This is a genomic window from Priestia flexa (genome assembly GCF_021441905.1).
GTDB lineage: Bacteria > Bacillota > Bacilli > Bacillales > Bacillaceae_H > Priestia > Priestia flexa.
In genome coordinates this window covers 3957501-3971547 of record NZ_CP090431.1, presented here as the reverse complement: position 1 = coordinate 3971547, position 14047 = coordinate 3957501, and the positions used below count along the sequence as shown (strand labels likewise).

The window sequence follows — 14047 nt, the reverse complement described above, 5'->3', positions numbered from 1 at the left end:
GCTTAGCCATATTTTTATTTGAACCTGCTTGGACCGTAATAATGATGTCCCTAAAATTCGAATGACCACATTTTGGACAATAACCATTATTCGATATGAAGGTTAGGCATCTTGAACAAACTTTGTGATGCTTTGCATGTAACCCGAACATATTATTCAACCTTTCAATGTAGTTAACTAAATGCGGAAGATGAGATGACTAATCAATAACCACAGTATTTTGTGAATCCAATGCTGCAACAAGATGTAAGTATAAAGCCTATATTTTTTTAATGGAAGTACGCACTTTTTATTTAAATAGTGATAAAGAAATAACATAATAACAAAATGTATACTAAAGAAAATAAACTCATCTATTTTTGTGTTAAATAAATTAAAAAGCCAGGGTGAGCATCCTCTCCCTGGCCACAAATAAACTTGTTGAGAACATTATTCTTTATATGTTGAAGCTTTTGGCGTAGGCGTAATAAGCGAGCTATCTAAACTGGTTGTCTCACAATCATAAGAAGCCTCCATAATTGCATTAGGATTAACTGACAATATAACTCTTTTTAATTCCGAATAAATAGGTAATACTCATATTTAATTCTTTGATTATCCTTTCACCAATTTCGTCCGATTTTTCTGTAATGACAGTTTTCCCATGATTACATCCATCATTAATCATTTTTGCAACAATATAGTACACGGCAAGTGACAGCATGGCTTTTTCTAGTGAAAAGACAAAAGCGGCAATATTAATAATTACAACATTAACAGCTAATAAGAATGTGCCGAAATGGTGCAGTTTCTTTTAAAATTAATAGTAAGACTATATAAGCGGTTTTTCTTACAGTATACTTTTTAACACTATGTAAAATAAAAGTGCGTACTTTCATTGTTGTTATATACGTTGTATACTTGCAATTATTCAGCGAGAGGACATGATATCCCTTATTGCTGGCAGGTACAGATAATGCACTATAAGGATAATATTACTGTAAAAGTTTATTACCCTTTGGAGATATTATCATTTTACAAAAATAAAATAATTATAGGAGTGAATATAGATGGAATTACAATTAGCATTAGATTTAGTCAACATCCCAGAAGCAATTGAGCTGGTAAAACAAGTAGAGGAACATATTGATATCGTTGAAATCGGTACGCCGGTTGTAATCAATGAAGGTCTTCATGCTGTAAAGGCAGTAAAAGAAGCATTTCCTAACTTAAAAGTATTAGCAGACCTGAAAATTATGGATGCTGCTGGATATGAAGTGATGAAAGCTTCTGAAGCAGGTGCAGATATCATCACTATTCTTGGAGCTGCTGAAGATATGTCAATCAAAGGTGCTGTTGAAGAAGCGAAGAAACAAGGTAAAAAAATCCTTGTTGATATGATTGCTGTAAAAGACCTTGCTGGACGTGCAAAAGAAGTAGACGCTATGGGCGTTGATTATATTTGTGTTCATACTGGTTATGATCTTCAAGCAGTTGGAAAGAACTCTTTTGAAGATTTACAAACCATCAAAGGTGTTGTAAAAAATGCTAAAACTGCAATCGCAGGTGGTATTAAATTAAATACACTTCCAGAAGTCATCAAAGTACAACCAGACCTTGTCATTGTAGGTGGCGGGATTACTGGACAAGCTGATATAAAAGCTGCTGCTGCCAAAATGCAACAAATGATTAATCAAGGGTAATTCAGATCATGAATACAACTCAATACCTAGCTTAGCTGAAAACATAAAAGAGTTAAATTGCTCCGTAGATTTAATTTCGAATGGTGAAGCTGAAAAATTAGTTAACGGGATACTTGAATCAAAAAAAAATCTTTGTTGCAGGCGCAGGTAGATCTGGATTTATGGGCAAATCATTCCCCATGCGAATGATGCACATGGGGATAGATGCCTATGTGATTGGCGAAACCGTAACCCCTAACTTTGAAAAAGATGATATTTTGATCATCGAATCAGGTTCAGGAGAAACAAAAGGTTTAGATACCAATAAGATGTACTGTAGACACGCTAACTTAGAATAAATATAATTATTCCTCAAGTTCTAAATAGGAAAGACCGCAAGCTATTTCCATGCAAGATTGCGGTCTTTCTGTTGGAAGGAACTACTTTAATTTGTAAAAATTTCAGGAGTGATAAAATGATTTCTTTAAATGGAAAAACTGCAATAGTTACTGGCGCAGGAAGAGGCATTGGACGTGCTATTACTATCGCCTTAGCAAAAGAAGGCGTTAATTTAGGCCTAATCGGCTTAAATATGTCTAACCTAGAAAAGGTAGCTGCTGAACTAGCGGAATATGATGTGAAAGTTTCTGCAGCAACAGCAGATGTTACCGATCTTGAATCCGTTACTCATGCTGTTGAACATATCAAATCAGACTTAGGTCCAATTGATATCCTAATCAACAATGCAGGTGTTGCTAAATTTGGTGGATTCCTTGATTTAACACCAGAAGAATGGGAAAAAATCATCCAAGTCAATTTAATGGGTGTGTATAATGTAACAAGAGCAGTATTACCAGAAATGATCGAAAGAAAAACAGGAGATATCATCAATATCTCTTCATCTGCTGGCCAAAAAGGTGCTCCTGTTACAAGTGCTTACAGTGCTTCTAAATTCGCTGTTTTAGGGCTAACAGAATCACTTATGCTAGAAGTAAGAAAACATAATGTCCGTGTTACTGCTTTAACACCAAGTACGGTCGTTACAGATTTAGCCATTGATACAAATCTTGTTAAAGGCAATGAAGAAAACGTGATGCACCCAGAAGACCTTGCAGAATTAGTCGTGGCTAGTTTAAAATTTAATCCAAGAGTATTCGTTAAAACAGCTGGATTATGGTCAACAAATCCATCATAAAACGAAGCAGATCCGGTGGGGTCTGCTTCTTTAGTTCGTACAAAATACTCTTATATATATCAGTGATACAAGGACATTACTTTCTCTAAATCAACAATTAACTGGTTAACTTCATTCTGTGCTAAGCGTACAAGCATTTGATCGTATAAAGTAATAATTTGTCCATCCTCTTCATGCTGATGTTTTTCTAAATAATGATAAATATTATTTAACTGGTCTTCATTAAGAACCGACTCTGTTTCGAAATTCTTAACTTTCTGTAAGGAAAATTCATTGATAGTCGAATCAAATTCACCTGCAATAATGTTCCCTTTCACGAACATCCTCTCACTCCTCAAAATCAGTATAGGATAGTTTTCCCACATAATATGTTAAATAAATCTTTACTCTTCAAATTTCAAGAACATGAGGGCTTTTCAAATGTTTGATTTATACCTTAGCATCAAAGATTAAAGGCTTCTTTTTTCTTTTTTATTAACGGAACTCATATCAGTATTCATATGGATGGTATTCATGCTTGTGGAAGGATGATTTTTCGGAAAGCATTGACTGACTCAAGGACTGATAAAAAATAATCCTACTGAGGAATTCAAAATACCTAAACAGCAGAAGAGTATATTGTTTTTCTTGAAAAAGAAGAGCTTGCCCATTTTCTAAAATTAGCCTATACAGGATTGCGAATAGGTGCCTTATTAGCTTTAAAATGGGGGGATTTTAACGAAAAGCAAGGTACTATCCGAGTTACTAAAACTCTTTATAACCCTACCAATCATTTTGAAAAATATCAGCTTTTAACGCCAAAGACAAAAGGTGCTGTCCGTACTATAAAGATTGATGAAATGTTGATAAACATGTTAAGGAAGCACAGCTTAAAAGGCTTCTGAAAAAAGCTAAAATAGAAAAGAACATTACTCCACACTTCATTATTGATTGAAGCTGGAGTTGGCATTAAAGAAATACAACAGCGGCTTGGACATACAGATATTAATACGACAATGAATATCTATGCTCATATGACCGCCAATATGGAAGAAAAGGCCTCCCAACAGTTTAGCAAACTGATGAAAGACCTTCTCCTATAGTTAGCTTTTTGTCATAGGTTGCCGTGTTTTTTATAAAACAAGAACAAAACCGAGGACAAGAAAACCATATTATCATTTTAGACGTTGATATAACAAGGTTTTAAACCCTTAATTACATCATGCCGCCCATTCCACCCATGCCGCCCATGTCAGGCATTGCAGGTGCACCGCCTTCTTCTGGCTTGTCAGCAACAACTGCTTCAGTTGTTAAGAACATAGCCGCTACAGAAGAAGCGTTTTGAAGCGCTGAACGCGTTACTTTTGTTGGGTCAACGATACCAGAATCAAGCATGTTTACCCACTCACCAGTTGCAGCGTTGAATCCAGTTCCAACCGCTTCGCCTTTTAGACGCTCAACGATTACTGATCCTTCTAGACCTGCGTTGTGAGCGATTTGACGTACAGGCTCTTCAATCGCACGTAATACGATGTTGATACCTGTTGCAACGTCGCCTTCAGCTTCGATTCCAGCAACTTTATTGTAGATATTCAATAATGCAGTACCACCACCAGCTACGATACCTTCTTCAACCGCAGCACGAGTAGAGTTTAATGCATCTTCAATACGTAGTTTACGCTCTTTTAATTCTGTTTCAGTAGCCGCACCAACTTTAATTACAGCAACACCACCAGCAAGCTTCGCTAGGCGCTCTTGTAATTTTTCGCGGTCGAACTCTGAAGTTGTTTCTTCAAGCTGAGCTTTAATTTGGTTAACGCGAGCTAAAATTTCTTCTGCGTTACCTGCGCCGTTTACAACTGTTGTGTTTTCTTTTGTTACCACAACTTTAGAAGCGCGACCTAATTGCTCAATGCTTGCAGATTTCAAGTCAAGACCAAGCTCTTCAGTGATTACTTCACCACCAGTTAAAATCGCAACGTCTTGAAGCATTGCTTTACGACGGTCACCAAAGCCAGGAGCTTTAACTGCTACCGCTGTGAATGTACCGCGAAGTTTGTTCACAACTAATGTTGCTAGTGCTTCACCTTCTACATCTTCAGCAATGATTAATAGTGGCTTACCTTGTTGAACAACTTGCTCTAATACTGGTAAGATTTCTTGAATGTTACCAATTTTCTTATCTGTGATTAAGATATACGGATCTTCTAATACAGCTTCCATTTTATCTGAATCAGTTACCATGTATGGAGATGCATATCCACGGTCAAACTGCATACCTTCTACAACTTCTAATTCAGTTGTGAAGCCTTTAGATTCTTCAAGCGTAATAACGCCGTCGTTACCAACGCGCTCCATTGCTTCAGCGATTAATTGACCTACTTCTTCGTCAGCCGCTGAAATAGCCGCTACTTGCGCAATTGAATCTTTACCTTGGATTGGTTTAGAAATTGCTTTTAACTCTTCAATCGCTACTGCTACTGCTTTTTCCATCCCTTTACGGATACCCATTGGGTTCGCACCAGCCGTTACGTTCTTAAGACCTTCACGAATCATTGCTTGTGCTAAAACTGTTGCAGTTGTCGTACCGTCACCAGCAACGTCGTTTGTTTTGCTAGCAACTTCTGCTACTAATTTTGCACCCATGTTTTCGAATGCATCTTCTAATTCAATTTCTTTCGCAATTGTTACACCGTCATTTGTAATTAATGGAGAACCGAATTTTTTCTCTAGTACTACGTTACGCCCTTTTGGTCCAAGCGTTACTTTTACAGCATTCGCTAATGTATCCACACCACGTAGCATTGAGCGGCGTGCTTCTTCGCTAAACTTAATGTCTTTTGCCATTTGACTCATCCTCCTAATTGTTTAAAAATAATCTATTCTACATTGTTAAAAGTCGTTATGAATAATTAGCCGATTACAGCTAAAATGTCGCTTTCGCGTAAAAGTAAGTATTCAGTACCTTCGTATTTCACTTCAGTACCAGCATATTTTGAGAAGATAATACGATCGCCTGCAGCTACCTCTAATGCTACACGCTCACCGCTTTCTAATACTCGACCTGTACCAACAGCAACAACTTTACCCTCTTGTGGTTTCTCTTTAGCGCTGTCTGGTAATACGATACCGCTTGCTGTTTTTTCCTCAGATTTTACAAGTTCAATCACTACGCGATCACCTAATGGCTTTAACAAGTGAAACAACCTCCTCAAATAATATGTTTTTACATTTTATTAGCACTCAACCTCACCGAGTGCTAACACATTTATTATATTAAAACAAAGTAGCTTTTTTTTGCAAGTATTAAACACAAAAAAATTTAAAAAATCCTTTTTCAACTCATACTACTCATACCTACATAAAAAGAAGGCATTCTTTTATCTCTCATATAATATGTATGTTACAATACGAACAAGAAGAAACATATCAAAAAGCTTCCCTACATGTTCTTCGACAATGATACATAAAAAACCTTTTAAAGGAGTATGGAAGATTGGAAAAGCGCTATGGTTATATCGTACTGACTTATATCATCATGCAGTTTTCTAGCATTTTAGGCATTCCGTTATTATTATCCCTCGGACTGTTTAATGACGAACCCGTTGGAGTAGCTAAACAGCTTGCGATGACTTATTGGACAATTATCAGCTTTAGCTTGGCTTTAGTAATTGTACTTTTGTTGTTAAAGCGTGAAATGTCAATGAGACATGAACATGCTGGCTTACCAACAGCTATATTCTGGTCAATCTTTGGCATCTTTTTAGCAATGGCTTCTCAATCTGTGGCTGCCATGATTGAAATGAACTTATTGGGTATTGAACCTGGTTCTGAAAATACGGAAATGATCTTGAATTTAGTGAAAGTTACGCCTTTATTAATTGTTGTCACATCCGTTATTGGACCAATTTTAGAAGAAATTATCTTCCGAAAAATCATCTTTGGTTCTCTATATCGTAAATATAATTTCTTTATTTCAGCCTTTATTAGTTCACTTATATTTGCAGCAGTCCACTGGGATTTCGAACATTTATTAGTTTACACGGCTATGGGATTTGTATTCGCGTTTTTATATGCAAGAACGAAGCTGATTATTGTTCCAATTATAGCTCATGTCTTGATGAACACGATTGTTGTGTTAGTTCAAACGATTTTTGCTGATGAAATTATTGAAATTCAAAAACAGGCTGAACAGCTACAGTTTATTATTAAAGGACTTGGTTTATGAATAATATCCCTCTAACCAGAGGATTTATCTACTTAATTATGGGAATCCTCTTTACGTATTTAGCTATTTTAAGCGTCGATACGACCGTATGGACCTTACCAACTATCTTGTTTGCCTTAGTCGCTGCTTTTGATTTTCGCTTTGCGATTCGAACCTTTTCATTGCACCGCAAGATTAAAAAGCTTCAGGAGCAATATAAAAAGTCAAATAGCAACGATTCTCAGAAATAAAAAGGCCCCTTACAACAGGGGCTTTTTTTTGTTATTCAGAAGAAATTCCAACGGCTTCTTCATATTGTTGTCTATGTTTCAGCATTTTACGATAGGAAATGCGAGAAATAATAATGCTAATTTCATAAAGGATGAATAAAGGAATTGTAACCATTAGGTGTGATAACAATTCTGGAGGTGTAATAAAAGCCGCTATGACTAATAACACAAAATAAGCGTACTTCCGGATACTGCTTAAGAACTGTGGCGTCACAATACCTAGTCTTGTTAAAAACATAATGACAACGGGTAATTGAAACAATAGACCAAATGGTAGCGTAAGCTGAAATAAAAATGAAAAATATTCATTGATACCAATAACTTGGTTAACATCTAGCTTATCCGCTATTCGAATCATAAACTCTACTACAAAAGGAAAGAGAACAAAGTAAGCAAACGAAATACCAGTAAGAAATAGGATAATTGAAATTGGAATGTATCCAAGAGTTACTTTTCGCTCTTTATCATACAAGCCTGGACTTATAAATGCCCATAATTGATAGAGAGCAATAGGAGCAGAAACAACACATCCAATTACAAACGCAAACTGCATATAAATCTTAACCGGATCGGTCAATTTAAATGCGTTCATTGTTAGCGAGCTTGCCTCGTCTGCTGATTGTAGATAAATAATAACGCGATCCGCTAAGAAAAAACCGCCAATTGTAGCAATAAAAAAGAAAAAGACGACGATTAAAATCCTTTTTCGCAGTTCACCAATGTGATCATATACAGACATTTCTTGTTCGTTCATATGTCAATCATTCCTCTATTGATTTCGTTCTTTCTTCTTGCCCTCGTCTTCGTTATCTTCCATTATTCCTTTAGTGGCACTTTTAAACTCCCTTAACGTGTGGCCTACAGCTCGACCAAGCTCGGGAAGCTTCTTTGGTCCAAAAACTAAAAGTGCAAAAATTACAATTAAAATCACACTACCTGCACCTAATCCCATGGTTTCCCCTCCTTTATTACATATATATTCTATTATATATTATTTTCAGGGTAATTTTTCAAAAAGTAAACCAGCGACTGAAGCTCTACGGCTAAATCAATGTGATGCAGACGAATAGAGCTTGGCACATTTAAACGGGCAGGGGTAAAATTTAAAATACCTTTGATTCCGCATTTGACTAAGCGGTCCGTAATTTGCTGTGCCACTGTAGCTGGAACCGTTAGGATCGCAACAGAAATATCTTCTGTCATATGTTCTTCAAGCTTATCTAAATGATAAACGGGTACGTCTCCAACGTTAGTACCCACCTTTTCTTCAATAACATCAAAAGCAAATTCAATTTTTGTATTGTTATTCTTAATGAAATTGTAGTTTAAAAAAGCTGTTCCAAGATTACCAACACCAATCAGAGCAACTTTGGTTACTTCATCTTGATCTAATGTTTTGCGAAAAAAACTTAGTAAATAATTGACGTTATAGCCATATCCCTTTTTACCCAAGGCTCCAAAATAGGAAAAATCGCGACGAATTGTAGCGGAGTCTACTTTCACCGCTTCGCTTAATTCTGCTGACGATACACGTTGCTTACCAGAAGCATGTAGATTTTTAATAAAACGATAGTATAGTGGCAACCGCTTTGCTGTAGCTTGTGGTATTTTTAAGTTTTCTGTATTCATCTTGTGCCCCCTTAATTACGATAGATATAATGGCTATCGTTCAGATCTCCGCTTGACTTAGCAAGATTCTCTTTTTAAATTAGATAGCGCTTCCATTAAGTGAACCTTCTATTCACTCATGAACAGTAGTCTATAGTTTATTTTAACACAGTCTATGTGGTAATAATGAATTCTACACATAATTTTGTGGAAATGCTTATGACATGCACCTATTCATACTTCTGTCTTAAAAATATGTTAAAATACACTATGTCGAAATGAGTAGAGGTGAAACGATGATTATTCTACAGTTAAACGGAATTACGAAATATTACGGGGCAGACCCGATTTTATCAAATATAAAACTTGAAGTTCAATCTAAAGACCGCATTGCACTAGTTGGTCGAAACGGAGCGGGAAAATCAACGCTTCTAAAAATTATTTCTGGTGAACTTTCCTACGACAGTGGAGAGATTATGAAGCCAAAAGAAACAACGATTGACTACATGGGACAGGATACAGTGTTAGAATCCACTTTATCTATTTGGGACGAAATGTTAACCGTCTTCAAGCCATTGCAAAAAATGGAGAAAGAACTAAGAAAGCTTGAAGAAAAAATGGGAGACCCTTCTTATCAGCAGGATTCCAACAACTATGAAAAGCTTTTAAAGGAATACGATCAGCTTCAAATTTCCTTTAAAGATCTAGGCGGATACCAATACGAAGCTGACATTCGTTCAATCCTGCACGGGTTTCGCTTTTCAAACTTTGATTACTCCACCCCTATTTCTACACTAAGCGGTGGGCAAAAAACACGACTGGCTCTAGCTAAGCTGTTACTAACTAAACCTGATTTGCTAATTTTAGATGAGCCTACCAACCATCTTGACATTGAAACATTGGCTTGGTTAGAGCAATTTTTACAAAATTACGATGGCGCTATCCTAATTGTCTCCCATGATCGCTACTTCCTTGATAAAGTGGTTACACAAGTCTATGAAGTAAGTCAAAAAACCACCTATAAATATCCTGGTAACTACTCAAATTATTTAACACAAAAAGCCGAACGCTATGAGCGTGAGATGAAGCAATTTGAAAAACAGCAGGATGAAGTAGCAAAGCTTAATGATTTCATTCAAAAAAATATTGCTAGGGCTTCAACAACAAAGCGAGCTCAAAGCAGACGTAAACAGCTAGAACGCATGGAGCTAATGGATCGGCCAAACGATGGTGAAAAAGGTGCAAGCTTTTCCTTTGATATTGAACGGCAAAGCGGAAATGAAGTATTAAAAGTTGACAACCTTTCCATTGGATATGAAGAAAATCAGTTTATTGTAAAAAACATTAACCTTCGTGCTACTCGTCAAGATAGCATTGCCCTAGTAGGTCCAAACGGGATTGGTAAATCTACTCTGTTAAAAGGCTTAATGAATAAACTTCCTTTTGTTTCAGGAGAAATCCAATTCGGTTCTAATGTAGCCGTAGGCTATTATGATCAAGAACAGGCAAACTTGACGTCTAACAAAGCCGTACTCAATGAATTATGGGACGACTACCCTACTACTACTGAAAAAGAAATTCGAACTGTGCTCGGTAATTTTTTATTTTCAGGCGACGATGTCTTAAAGGTTGTTTCCACACTAAGCGGTGGAGAAAAAGCAAGACTCGCCTTAGCAAAACTGATGATGCAAAAAGCAAACTTTTTAATTCTAGATGAGCCTACTAACCACCTTGATCTAGATAGTAAACAAGTATTGGAGAATGCATTAATCTCTTATCCAGGTACACTTTTATTTGTTTCCCATGACCGTTACTTTATCAACAGAGTTACCAACAAGGTTATCGAATTGTCTGCAGAGGGAACAACAGAGTTTTTAGGGGACTATGACTACTACGTTGAGAAAAAAGCAGAAATGGAAGAAAGAAAAGAACTTGAAGCAGCAAATATGGCTCAGGAACTATCTGTAGGGAAAAGTGACAAAACGTCATATATACAAGATAAGGAACAAAAAAAGCTTCTAAGGCAGCGAAAAAGAAGAATTGAAGAGATTGAAGAACGAATTGCTGAAGTGGAAGCAAAATTAGAGCAAAATGAAGAGCTTTTATGCGACCCAGTAATTTACCAAGATCATGAAAAATCTCAGCGTTTAAACAATGAGAACCAAACTTTTCAACAAGAGTTATCCACATTAATGGAAGAGTGGGAAGAACTTCAGCTAAGTATTGAGGAAAGCTAACAGTTTATACACAAAAGAAGCCCATACACCTTTTGGTGATGGGCTTTAATATATGCATTATCCACAGTTAATTCTAAATTGATTGAAAATTGTGGATAACCACTATATTATCCACAGCCCTCTATTCTAGCACTAACCCAGGATTCGCATTTAATGCCATGGTTGCTCTTCTATCTTTACGATATAAAACGCTGGCTGCTGCTCCAATCATAGCAGCATTATCCGTACATAAAGAGAGTGGTGGAATAACTAACTCTACATTAGAGTACTTTTCGAATCGTTGCTGTAGAGCCTCTCGTAACCCTTTATTTGCGGCTACCCCACCGGCTAACAGCAGTTGATTTACGTTATATTCTTGAACAGCTTTTTCTGTTTTTGTTACCAAAACATCAACTACGCTAGCTTGAAAACTAGCTGCTAATGTTTGTGGATTAATATCTTCACCTTTTTGTTTCGCGTTATGCACAGTGTTGATAACTGCTGATTTTAAACCACTAAAACTAAAATCATATGAGCCATCTTCCAACCAGGCACGCGGTAGATCAATTAAGGGTTCACCCTCTTGAGCTAGACGATCGATATGAGGACCACCTGGATATGGTAACTGTAGCGTACGTGCTACTTTATCGTATGCTTCACCAGCTGCATCATCTCTTGTTTCACCAATGACTTCAAAACGAACGTGCTCTTTCATGTAGACAAGTTCTGTATGTCCACCCGAAACAACTAATGCTAGTAACGGAAATTTTAATGGCGTAATAAGTTGATTCGCATAAATATGTCCCGCAATATGATGTACAGGAATTAAAGGCTTCTGATGAGCAAAAGCTAACGCCTTAGCTGCGTTGACACCAATTAATAATGCTCCTACTAATCCTGGTCCTTCTGTTACCGCAATTGCATCAATATCATCAAATGTCATATTGGATTGATGTAGAGCTTCTTCTACAACTATTGTGATTTGCTCAACATGATGCCGTGAAGCAATCTCAGGTACAACTCCCCCAAAGCGTTTATGGCTTTCAATTTGAGAGGCTACTACATTTGCAACAATTTCTGTACCACCTCGAATAATCGCAACAGCCGTTTCATCACAGCTTGTTTCTATTGCTAATATTACTTCATTTTCTTTTGTCATAATTTCACCCACATAACTAATGCATCTTCATTGTTATCAGAATAATAATTTTTTCGTATGCCGCCAGCCTCAAAGCCTAGCTTTTTATACAATGACTGTGCAATATGATTTGATGTTCTTACTTCAAGCGTCATTGAAAGTGACCCTAGCTTTTTCACAACATTCATCGCAGCTTTAAGCAAAGCATATCCTAACCCTTTTCCTCTATACTTAGGAAGTATAGCAATATTGGTAATATGCGCTTCATCAATTACAATCCAAGTTCCACAATATCCAATAATTTGCTCATCTATTTCCATTACAAGGTAGGTAGAAAATTGATTGGCCGTTAATTCGTTATAGAAGGCCTCTTTGCTCCAAGGTGTTGCAAATGCCTGTTTTTCAATTTCAACAACTTGATCAATATCTTCAACTTTCATTAGACGAAATTTCACTGTCATAGTCATTTTCTCACTCATTTTTCGCTTCTTGTGCTTTTAACCAGTTTGCTTCTGCCTCAGCTAACCTAATGTAATTAGGCACAAAAGCATGAACTGGAGTTGCTTCTTTTTGCATACCTAAAAAAGCTAATTCACTTGGACGAGGATTGTATTGTGAAACAGATGCAAAGAGTGCTTGTTCTCCTAATACGCTAGTTAATATTTCTTTATGCGCTTCAATATCATTCCCAATAAATAAAATAGATTCATTGTATTCTTTCAATTTTCCAGCCCATTGTTCATTAATAACAAGCTGATCTTTCTCTTCATTACGTAGTTCCTGTCCATTATCAAAACGATATAACCCTGTGAAAATTTGTTGTCTACGCGCATCAAATAACGGGGAGATAAGTCCGTTAAAGTAACGGCCGTTAGCAGCTACAATCTCAAGGCTAGACACTCCAACTAAAGGAATGTTAAGCGTCCACGCAAGTGTTTTAGCCACGGTTACACCAATGCGGACACCAGTATAAGAACCAGGCCCTTCTGCTACTACAATTTTATCTAATTCTTTTGGTAATGTATCACAATCCTCCAGCAACGATTCAATAGCCTTCATCAAGCGAATAGAATGATTCTTTTTCAGATTTGTAATTACTTCTCCAATTACTTTATTCTCTTCAACCAATGCGACGCCCATTACGAAATTTGACGTATCAATTGCTAATGTTTTCATAGTTAAAAAGCTCCTTACATAGGTCAATATATCTTGCGCCTTTGGCTTTACAAACAAGCTTACGTGTTTTAGGCGTATCATGATAAATATTAATTTGAACAAATTCCTTTGGTAACTGCTCTTCAATTAAATGAGCCCACTCAACAACGGTAACACCATCACCTTCAAAGTATTCATCAAAGCCTAGATCTTCAAATTCATCCCCTAGACGATATACATCCATGTGATAGAGGGGCAATCTTCCATCTTTATATTCCTTAATAATAGTAAATGTAGGGCTGTTTACGTTTCTTTTAATTTCAAGACCTTTTGCTAATGCCTTGGTAAAAGTTGTCTTACCAGCTCCTAAGTCTCCTTCTAATAACAAAACATCACCTTGAGCTAGCAGCGAAGCAAGACGGTTGGCTAGCTTTTGTGTATCTTCAATAGAAGCGGATTGGATGACAAACTCTTCTAATGGTTTCATTTTTCGAATCCTCACTTTGCTCTCTCTAAATCAATTTATACCTCTATTGTATACGCAGTTCTCTACTCATATCCAGCATATACATACAAAAAAGTCCCTAGGAACAGTCCT

The 14047-nt window shown here is 36.7% G+C and carries 16 protein-coding genes and 2 pseudogenes; 7 read left to right on the top strand and 11 right to left on the bottom strand.

Annotated elements, in window-relative coordinates; genetic code table 11:
- Positions 1–529 precede the first annotated feature (529 nt).
- Complete coding sequence (locus tag LZP85_RS20595) at positions 530–736, bottom strand: YitT family protein (protein ID WP_234562272.1); 207 nt, start codon at positions 734–736, stop codon at positions 530–532.
- A gap of 313 nt (positions 737–1049) precedes the next feature.
- Between LZP85_RS20595 and hxlA the strand changes: the two genes are divergently transcribed.
- The 3 genes and pseudogenes from hxlA to LZP85_RS20580 all read left to right on the top strand — a co-directional run bounded on the left by hxlA (position 1050) and on the right by LZP85_RS20580 (position 2856).
- The gene (gene hxlA / locus LZP85_RS20590; RefSeq protein WP_061786128.1) at positions 1050–1682 is read left to right on the top strand and encodes a 3-hexulose-6-phosphate synthase; all 633 of its coding nucleotides are present in this window, start codon (positions 1050–1052) and stop codon (positions 1680–1682) included.
- A gap of 22 nt (positions 1683–1704) precedes the next feature.
- A pseudogene (locus LZP85_RS20585) lies at positions 1705–1978 on the top strand (SIS domain-containing protein); the annotation flags it as partial.
- A gap of 158 nt (positions 1979–2136) precedes the next feature.
- Positions 2137–2856, top strand: a complete 720-nt coding sequence (locus LZP85_RS20580) for a 3-ketoacyl-ACP reductase (RefSeq protein ID WP_076513974.1) — start codon at positions 2137–2139, stop codon at positions 2854–2856.
- Positions 2857–2915: 59 nt separating this feature from the next.
- Here LZP85_RS20580 and LZP85_RS20575 read toward each other — a convergent pair whose 3' ends face one another.
- Positions 2916–3179, bottom strand: a complete 264-nt coding sequence (locus LZP85_RS20575; RefSeq protein WP_226639834.1) for a hypothetical protein — start codon at positions 3177–3179, stop codon at positions 2916–2918.
- Between the two features lie 177 nt (positions 3180–3356).
- Between LZP85_RS20575 and LZP85_RS20900 the strand changes: the two are divergent.
- Positions 3357–3938, top strand: a pseudogene (locus LZP85_RS20900) (site-specific integrase); the annotation flags it as partial.
- Positions 3939–4050: 112 nt separating this feature from the next.
- Here the strand turns inward: LZP85_RS20900 and groL are convergent.
- Together groL and groES are read right to left on the bottom strand one after the other, a co-directional pair.
- The gene (gene groL, locus LZP85_RS20565) at positions 4051–5682 is read right to left on the bottom strand and encodes a chaperonin GroEL (protein WP_025909993.1); all 1632 of its coding nucleotides are present in this window, start codon (positions 5680–5682) and stop codon (positions 4051–4053) included.
- 65 nt (positions 5683–5747) lie between these two features.
- Positions 5748–6032 carry a co-chaperone GroES gene (groES, locus tag LZP85_RS20560; RefSeq protein WP_025909994.1) on the bottom strand — a complete coding sequence of 95 codons (285 nt, stop codon included), beginning with the start codon at positions 6030–6032 and terminating at the stop codon, positions 5748–5750.
- 299 nt (positions 6033–6331) lie between these two features.
- Here groES and LZP85_RS20555 point away from each other — a divergent pair, with 299 nt between their 5' ends.
- Together LZP85_RS20555 and LZP85_RS20550 are read left to right on the top strand one after the other, a co-directional pair.
- Complete coding sequence (locus tag LZP85_RS20555) at positions 6332–7063, top strand: CPBP family intramembrane glutamic endopeptidase (protein WP_061786125.1); 732 nt, start codon at positions 6332–6334, stop codon at positions 7061–7063.
- Positions 7060–7293 carry a YdiK family protein gene (locus LZP85_RS20550; RefSeq protein WP_025909996.1) on the top strand — a complete coding sequence of 78 codons (234 nt, stop codon included), beginning with the start codon at positions 7060–7062 and terminating at the stop codon, positions 7291–7293. Before LZP85_RS20555 ends, LZP85_RS20550 begins: the two co-directional genes overlap by 4 nt.
- A 31-nt stretch (positions 7294–7324) precedes the next feature.
- On the opposite strand, the gene tatC is transcribed toward LZP85_RS20550, so the two are convergent.
- Genes tatC through LZP85_RS20535 form a run of 3 tightly spaced genes read right to left on the bottom strand, consistent with a single transcriptional unit; the run spans position 7325 to position 8961 of the window.
- Positions 7325–8086 (bottom strand): twin-arginine translocase subunit TatC, encoded by a 762-nt coding sequence (gene tatC, locus LZP85_RS20545; RefSeq protein ID WP_025909997.1) that lies wholly within the window; start codon positions 8084–8086, stop codon positions 7325–7327.
- A gap of 15 nt (positions 8087–8101) precedes the next feature.
- Complete coding sequence (locus tag LZP85_RS20540; RefSeq protein WP_025909998.1) at positions 8102–8284, bottom strand: twin-arginine translocase TatA/TatE family subunit; 183 nt, start codon at positions 8282–8284, stop codon at positions 8102–8104.
- 32 nt (positions 8285–8316) lie between these two features.
- Positions 8317–8961 (bottom strand): redox-sensing transcriptional repressor Rex, encoded by a 645-nt coding sequence (locus LZP85_RS20535; RefSeq protein WP_206833821.1) that lies wholly within the window; start codon positions 8959–8961, stop codon positions 8317–8319.
- 275 nt (positions 8962–9236) lie between these two features.
- Here LZP85_RS20535 and LZP85_RS20530 point away from each other — a divergent pair, with 275 nt between their 5' ends.
- Positions 9237–11177, top strand: coding sequence for an ABC-F family ATP-binding cassette domain-containing protein (locus LZP85_RS20530; RefSeq protein ID WP_119543980.1), 1941 nt, complete (start codon positions 9237–9239; stop codon positions 11175–11177).
- Between the two features lie 121 nt (positions 11178–11298).
- Here LZP85_RS20530 and tsaD read toward each other — a convergent pair whose 3' ends face one another.
- From tsaD to tsaE, 4 genes are read right to left on the bottom strand one after another with little or no spacing between them, the layout of a single operon-like run.
- Positions 11299–12315: a tRNA (adenosine(37)-N6)-threonylcarbamoyltransferase complex transferase subunit TsaD gene (gene tsaD / locus LZP85_RS20525; protein WP_100346444.1), complete on the bottom strand. Its 1017-nt coding sequence runs from the start codon at positions 12313–12315 to the stop codon at positions 11299–11301.
- On the bottom strand, positions 12312–12761 hold the full coding sequence (rimI, locus tag LZP85_RS20520) for a ribosomal protein S18-alanine N-acetyltransferase (protein ID WP_226639836.1): 450 nt from the start codon (positions 12759–12761) through the stop codon (positions 12312–12314). Before rimI ends, tsaD begins: the two co-directional genes overlap by 4 nt.
- Before the next feature lie 4 nt (positions 12762–12765).
- Entirely contained in the window at positions 12766–13470 is a 705-nt protein-coding gene (gene tsaB / locus LZP85_RS20515) for a tRNA (adenosine(37)-N6)-threonylcarbamoyltransferase complex dimerization subunit type 1 TsaB (RefSeq protein WP_119543982.1), read from the bottom strand.
- Positions 13451–13936 carry a tRNA (adenosine(37)-N6)-threonylcarbamoyltransferase complex ATPase subunit type 1 TsaE gene (tsaE, locus tag LZP85_RS20510; protein WP_061786698.1) on the bottom strand — a complete coding sequence of 162 codons (486 nt, stop codon included), beginning with the start codon at positions 13934–13936 and terminating at the stop codon, positions 13451–13453. The genes tsaB and tsaE overlap by 20 nt, the downstream gene beginning before the upstream one ends.
- Positions 13937–14047: the final 111 nt, after the last annotated feature.

Bases quoted from the DNA above. Each gene is read 5' to 3' on its own strand.
- LZP85_RS20550 (WP_025909996.1), top strand. From the start codon at position 7,060: ATGAATAATATCCCTCTAACCAGAGGATTTATCTACTTAATTATGGGA.
- tatC (WP_025909997.1), bottom strand. From the start codon at position 8,086: ATGAACGAACAAGAAATGTCTGTATATGATCACATTGGTGAACTGCGA.
- rimI (WP_226639836.1), bottom strand. From the start codon at position 12,761: ATGACTATGACAGTGAAATTTCGTCTAATGAAAGTTGAAGATATTGAT.
- tsaB (WP_119543982.1), bottom strand. From the start codon at position 13,470: ATGAAAACATTAGCAATTGATACGTCAAATTTCGTAATGGGCGTCGCA.
- LZP85_RS20580 (WP_076513974.1), top strand. From the start codon at position 2,137: ATGATTTCTTTAAATGGAAAAACTGCAATAGTTACTGGCGCAGGAAGA.
- hxlA (WP_061786128.1), top strand. From the start codon at position 1,050: ATGGAATTACAATTAGCATTAGATTTAGTCAACATCCCAGAAGCAATT.
- LZP85_RS20575 (WP_226639834.1), bottom strand. From the start codon at position 3,179: ATGTTCGTGAAAGGGAACATTATTGCAGGTGAATTTGATTCGACTATC.
- groL (WP_025909993.1), bottom strand. From the start codon at position 5,682: ATGGCAAAAGACATTAAGTTTAGCGAAGAAGCACGCCGCTCAATGCTA.
- LZP85_RS20540 (WP_025909998.1), bottom strand. From the start codon at position 8,284: ATGGGATTAGGTGCAGGTAGTGTGATTTTAATTGTAATTTTTGCACTT.
- tsaE (WP_061786698.1), bottom strand. From the start codon at position 13,936: ATGAAACCATTAGAAGAGTTTGTCATCCAATCCGCTTCTATTGAAGAT.
- tsaD (WP_100346444.1), bottom strand. From the start codon at position 12,315: ATGACAAAAGAAAATGAAGTAATATTAGCAATAGAAACAAGCTGTGAT.
- LZP85_RS20530 (WP_119543980.1), top strand. From the start codon at position 9,237: ATGATTATTCTACAGTTAAACGGAATTACGAAATATTACGGGGCAGAC.
- LZP85_RS20535 (WP_206833821.1), bottom strand. From the start codon at position 8,961: ATGAATACAGAAAACTTAAAAATACCACAAGCTACAGCAAAGCGGTTG.